This window comes from Acinetobacter sp. YH12063, assembly GCF_013419715.1.
Lineage (GTDB): Bacteria > Pseudomonadota > Gammaproteobacteria > Pseudomonadales > Moraxellaceae > Acinetobacter > Acinetobacter amyesii.
This window is the reverse complement of record NZ_VOZO01000032.1, coordinates 1-5,266: the sequence shown is the minus strand read 5'-3', so window position 1 is coordinate 5,266 and position 5,266 is coordinate 1. Positions and strand designations below refer to the sequence as shown.

General features: G+C 48.2%; 3 protein-coding genes, 4 pseudogenes and 1 other annotated feature. Of the genes and pseudogenes, 1 reads left to right on the top strand and 6 read right to left on the bottom strand.

What is annotated here, in order from left to right:
- Window positions 1-109 (bottom strand): annotated as a pseudogene (locus tag FTU12_RS16085) (dihydropteroate synthase); the annotation flags it as partial.
- An 89-nt stretch (window positions 110-198) separates the two neighbouring features.
- Here FTU12_RS16085 and FTU12_RS16080 point away from each other — a divergent pair.
- Window positions 199-426 (top strand): annotated as a pseudogene (locus tag FTU12_RS16080) (IS4 family transposase); the annotation flags it as partial.
- Window positions 427-623: 197 nt separating this feature from the next.
- Here FTU12_RS16080 and FTU12_RS16075 read toward each other — a convergent pair.
- From FTU12_RS16075 to FTU12_RS16060, 5 genes and pseudogenes are all read right to left on the bottom strand, one after another.
- Window positions 624-1,304 carry a LysR family substrate-binding domain-containing protein gene (locus FTU12_RS16075; protein WP_109354582.1) on the bottom strand — a complete coding sequence of 227 codons (681 nt, stop codon included), beginning with the start codon at window positions 1,302-1,304 and terminating at the stop codon, window positions 624-626.
- Window positions 1,305-1,307: 3 nt separating this feature from the next.
- Window positions 1,308-1,607 (bottom strand): annotated as a pseudogene (locus FTU12_RS16605) (LysR family transcriptional regulator); the annotation flags it as partial.
- 27 nt (window positions 1,608-1,634) lie between these two features.
- Window positions 1,635-2,849 carry a chloramphenicol/florfenicol efflux MFS transporter FloR gene (floR, locus tag FTU12_RS16070; RefSeq protein ID WP_000214122.1) on the bottom strand — a complete coding sequence of 405 codons (1,215 nt, stop codon included), beginning with the start codon at window positions 2,847-2,849 and terminating at the stop codon, window positions 1,635-1,637.
- Window positions 2,850-3,000: 151 nt separating this feature from the next.
- A pseudogene (locus FTU12_RS16065) lies at window positions 3,001-3,973 on the bottom strand (IS3 family transposase).
- Window positions 3,568-3,684, bottom strand: a sequence feature (AL1L pseudoknot). It overlaps the preceding pseudogene by 117 nt.
- A gap of 182 nt (window positions 3,974-4,155) precedes the next feature.
- Entirely contained in the window at window positions 4,156-4,722 is a 567-nt protein-coding gene (locus tag FTU12_RS16060) for a recombinase family protein (protein WP_006581699.1), read from the bottom strand.
- Window positions 4,723-5,266: the final 544 nt, after the last annotated feature.

Here is a 5,266-nt window from a genome sequence, read left to right as displayed (position 1 = left end):
GCTTACGCGCCTGCGCAATGGCTGCGTCTGGCGCCAGATACCGGCCTCCATCGGAGAAACTGTCCGAGGTTATGTTGACGATGCCGAAAATGATGAGCGATTTATTCATGGGGGCTTCTATAATAATCTCTGTACACGACAAAAATAGATAACTCATTGAAATAATGTCACAATAATTGTTTTCTAACGACGAATACTATGACACATCTCAATGAGTTATATCTTATCTTAAACAAATCTCTAAAATGGAACAAGTCACATTTAAAGTGCTTTGCGCTCATCATGCTTGTGATTATTTTAAAGCAAACATGTAATCTTTCTTCTGCATCTAAAGCCTTGCCCATCAAGTGTTTACCACAATCATTTTATCGACGTATGCAGCGCTTCTTTGCAGGTCAGTATTTTGATTATCGTCAAATTTCTCAGTGTCATCACCAGAACGATGGTGATGACTACGGCGATCTGACCCCAAAGGATTCGGCCTCCGCGCAATGCAGGCTCCAGTCGGCAAAAGAGACGGAGCCGATCAGAGAGTAGGCAAAATCGGGACGGGCAACAGGAAAGAGGATGCCGGAGGGCTGCCGGATACTATCGGCGGCAAATAGGATGGATCGCCTGTGCCGTTATCGTGCCGGTCGAGTGCCATCCAGGAAACGATTGGGCGAATCGCCGTCACGCTTCATTTTGCCTGCGAGGTTGAGTAGATTTTTCAGTGCGGAGTTGCGATTGAACGGCGACCAGACGGCTGTAAAGGCAACCGGCTCCGGTTCATCGAGGAAGGGCAGGAAGACGATGCCGGTCGTCGGCAACAATGACGTTGCCTCGCCGACGATAGTGATGCCGAAGCCTTGTCCGACCATAGATAGCAGCGTGTCGCGCCCCACATCAAAGCGCCGGATCGACGGTGCGGGCCAACGCCCGGCAAGGCGCAGCACGATATGGTCATGGACCTGCGGGCCGGTGCCACCATAGCGAACAATGAAAGTCTCGCCGACCAGATCGGACCAAGTGATTGCGGACTGCCCGGCGAGGCGATGCCCATCCGATAGCACGGCCACCAGCGGTTCGGTCCAGATCGGTCGGGTATGGCAGTCGGGCATCTCGGGCTTGCCCGCGACGAACACCACGTCGAGCTGGTCAGCACGAAGCTGCATCACCGCATCGCGGGCTGTGCCTTCGGTGATCTCAACCTCAATGCCCGTATGTTCTTCCCGATAATGACGGATCAGCTCCGTGAGAAAGCTGCGTGGGATTAAGGCATGGATGCCGATGCGAAGCCGGCCGTATTCTCCTTGAGCTGTCATGCCTGCGGTCTTCACTGCGTGATCGAGTTGATCGACACCCGCCGTGACACGCTCCATGAAGTGCCTGCCTGCGTCTGTTAGCCGAACGCCCCGCGCATGGCGCTCAAATAGCAGGACACCAAGGTTATCCTCCAGCGCTTTCACACGCGCGCTGACGCTCGACTGGCTGATACCAAGTGCCTTGGCCGCATGCCGAAAATTCAGATGCTCGGCGACGGCGATGAACTGAACAAGGGAAATGAGCGGTATCCTGCCAGACAGGATACCGACATTCACGAGGTTTCGATGGTTAGTGCGCCGCATCGGAGCGGGCCTGCTACCAGTCGTCGGTTAGACGACTGGCGACTTCTCGGTGGCAGCCCCACGGAGCCGAAGGAGCACCAGCCCCAACGAAACCAGTACCGCCATCGCCGTGGCGTAACAGATCACGGGCCACGCTGTGTCACCGTTTAAAAGTGCCACCGCCAATGTCCCGACAATGCTGACTATCAGGCTTTGAACGCAGAAGTAGAACGCGACCGCTGATCCCGCGATGTCGTCGAACTCTGCCAAAGCGCCGTTCGCGGTAACGGACACCGTGAAGACAATACCGACCGCGACAACCCACATCGGTAGGATGAAGGTGAGGAATGACGGCGAGCCGTAAAGTTCGCCGATCCCCAACAGGACCGCTCCGCAAACAAGCAACGCCATCCCACGCGCCACGCATCCTGCGATGCCCCATCTGGCGACAAAGGACTTCGCGAAACGGGTTGTCACGATCATTACAAGCGCGACAGTGGCGAAGGCAAAGCTGAATCCGATCTCGGAATATTCCGCTTGGCCTATGAGCACACGGGGAGCCGTCGAGAAGAAGACGAAGTAGGTGCCCATACCGGCGCTAAAGCCGACAGTGTAAACCCAAAAAGCCGGACTCGCGAAGATCGGCAAGACAGATCGGCGCGTCTTGACTTGATCCAGAGGGCGGGTTTCGTGCCACCTGAAACCCGCATTTAGGAGTGCGAGCATCGCCAGTATAGCCAAAGTAATGAATATCGCCTGCCATCCCAAGAACTCGCCGATCAATACTCCGGCGATAGGGCCGAGCGCAGGCACGAACGCCAGCATCGAACTGAAAAGGCCGTAGATGACGACACCCTCAGGACGGTTGGCATAAACGTCGCGAACCGTCGCGAACGTCGCCACCAGCATGGCCGACGCGCCCACTGCTTGAAGTAGACGGAAAGCGACAAAGGCCGGTGCAGTTGAAGACCAAGCTGCTCCCAGAGACGCAATGACGAAAGCCGTTGCGCCCGCAAGTAGAATTGGCCGTCGCCCGATTCTGTCTGAGAGCGGACCAAAAATCACCTGGCCCACGCCGAGCATCACCATATAGAGGCTCAACGTGAGTTGGATCATAGCGGGCGTCGTGTTCAGGATGCCGGGCATCGCTGGAACGACAGGGAGATAAATATCCATCGCCAGTGAAGCGAGGATGTCGAAAGGAGCCATCAGCAGCAGTGCTGCCGGCAGCGTATAGGCCCACGCGGGGCGTGTGGTGGTCATGACGAATCAACCCTCGATTAAGGAATACCGGGCGACGTCTGCTCGTCAGCAATCAGATGAGACTAGCCTTACAGAGCGCCGCAACAACAATACTGGTTGTTGCGGCTTACTTGTCTGCTGACTTGGAATTTCCCATCTGATTACTCCACGCTTACGAATATGAATTGCTACATTTTATCCGATTATCTTTTGCTTTGCAATGCGGCATGGGCGCACTCAGCGTTCCAGCCCCCTCTGCCGCCCTAAATGCTTGCTCCAATGCATCGAGCACCATATCTGTATTCATCCGTGTCGATACTTTCCATCCAACAATTGCTCGTGAGAACACATCAATAATAAATGCAGTATAAACCCAGCCTGAATTTGTTTGAATATACGTAAAGTCACTCACCCACAGTTGGTCAGGATGATCAGCAGTAAAATTACGTTTTACCAAGTCATCCGCTCGTTTTTGATCATCTCGGCTACGGGTGGTTTGTTTGTTCTTACCACGCCAAACACCTTTTATACCTAGCTTTTGCATTAATCGAGCAACAGTACAGCGCGCAATAATATAGCCTTCACGTTTCAGTTTTTGCCAGACTTTACGTACACCATACCGACCTGAACTTTCCTTCCAAATTCGTTTAATCTCCTCAGCATGATGCAAGTCATGTAAATCTCGCTTTGCTCGATGTTCTGGATTTTCACAGAGATCTAGAGTCCGGTAATAGGTTGAAGGTGCGATCGGTAAAATTCTACAAATCGCCTCGACTCCGTACAGCTCTTTATTATTATGGATAAAATCCACCATTATTTGTGTGGGCGGTCGAGCTCCGCCTGGGCGAAAAAAGCGGCTGCTTTACGTAGAATTTCATTGGCGCGTTGCAGTTCTTTATTTTCGCGTTCGAGTTGTTTGATACGTTCTTGGTCTGAAAGCTGCTGTACTTTAACTGGATTTTGTTTATCTAAATATTTTTGATACCAAACACGTAGTGTTTCAGGAGTACAACCCTTGCGCAGTATACTGCTCAGGGAGCAATAGCGGTGATCGCAGCCCAATTCGATGGATAATCTTTCTCGGATTCAATCAATAATTGAACCGCTCTTTCTCTGATTTCAGGGGTATATTTTACTTTTTTCATCGGGACATTCTCTCAGAAAGCTTGGTCTCCGACAAACCCGGTACGGTTCAAAAATCTTCCATTGATTTATTTATATCTGTTAAACCAGTCGCATTATGAAATGTAATATAAGTAGAAATTTCAGTATAAATGGTCATGATCTTTTCTAAATTTGAATATCTAAGCGTCTTCATTAATCAACCTTATTGATTATTAGTTTCTTCTTTTAAAGCTCTTTGTACTGTTGCTATCCCTACTTTAAACTTTTCTGCAACACCTCTAAATGTTGAATTTTCTTCAGCCATTGCTTTTCGTATTTCAACATAGTCAACCTTCCGCTTTCTTCCCTTATATAAGCCCTTCGCTTTGGCTTTTGCAATTCCTTCCTTTTGACGCTCACGGATCATGGAGCGTTCAAACTCTGCAAATGCAGCAAGCATCTGAAACATGAGTTTATTTATTGCCGATTGTGCTACATCATGACTGAAGGTCAAATTCTCTTTATGAAAAATAATGGTTATACCACGATCATTCAGACTATTCACAATTTCGTTCAGATCATTTGTATTACGTGCCAGACGATCAATACTATGAACATGCACCGTATCACCTTCACGCAGATAGTCGAGCATTGCATTTAACTGAGGACGTTCACGGCTACCACCGCTTGCCTTTTCAGTAAAGGTCTTATCCAGGCTGATTCCATCTAATTGACGTTCAGTATTTTGTTCAGTTGAACTGACTCGAATATATCCGACCTGATTAGGCATTCTGTACCGTTAGAGTTTAGATAATTAAATACATATTGTACCGAAATTAAATATTAAGTCTATAAATACGGTTTTTGAGTTGCTTTTTAAGACTTTATTTTGTTCCGTTAGGCTATACTCTATAGTTACATAATTCGTGATTTAAAGAGACCTAGAAAAAGAGAAATGGTATTTATTTGAGCTAATCAAAGTTGAGAAACTTTAGAATTCTTGCGTTAGTCAAATTTTAAGCAGCCAAAAGCTATATTTTATGAGGTTTTAGCCAATTCAAAAATTAGATAAACTATACTTTCGCAAGAGGTCTTTTGATTAAATAATAAGCGTGGAACGTGAAAAATCATAAAAAAAGCCCACCTTGGGGAAGATGGGCTATCAACTAGAAACTACAGCATTGATTTCTATAGAGAATTATAACGCTGTTATTCCTAAGTAGTAATGTCCTACCTTAAAACCAAATAGAAATGTCCTATACAGACATTTCCAAGTCAAGCACAGGATTCAGATTTCGTTCTTTGATTACTGTCTTCTGTGCACGTCTGCTTGG

Bases quoted from the DNA above. Each gene is read 5' to 3' on its own strand.
- floR (WP_000214122.1), bottom strand. From the start codon at position 2,849: ATGACCACCACACGCCCCGCGTGGGCCTATACGCTGCCGGCAGCACTG.
- FTU12_RS16075 (WP_109354582.1), bottom strand. From the start codon at position 1,304: ATGACAGCTCAAGGAGAATACGGCCGGCTTCGCATCGGCATCCATGCC.
- FTU12_RS16060 (WP_006581699.1), bottom strand. From the start codon at position 4,722: ATGCCTAATCAGGTCGGATATATTCGAGTCAGTTCAACTGAACAAAAT.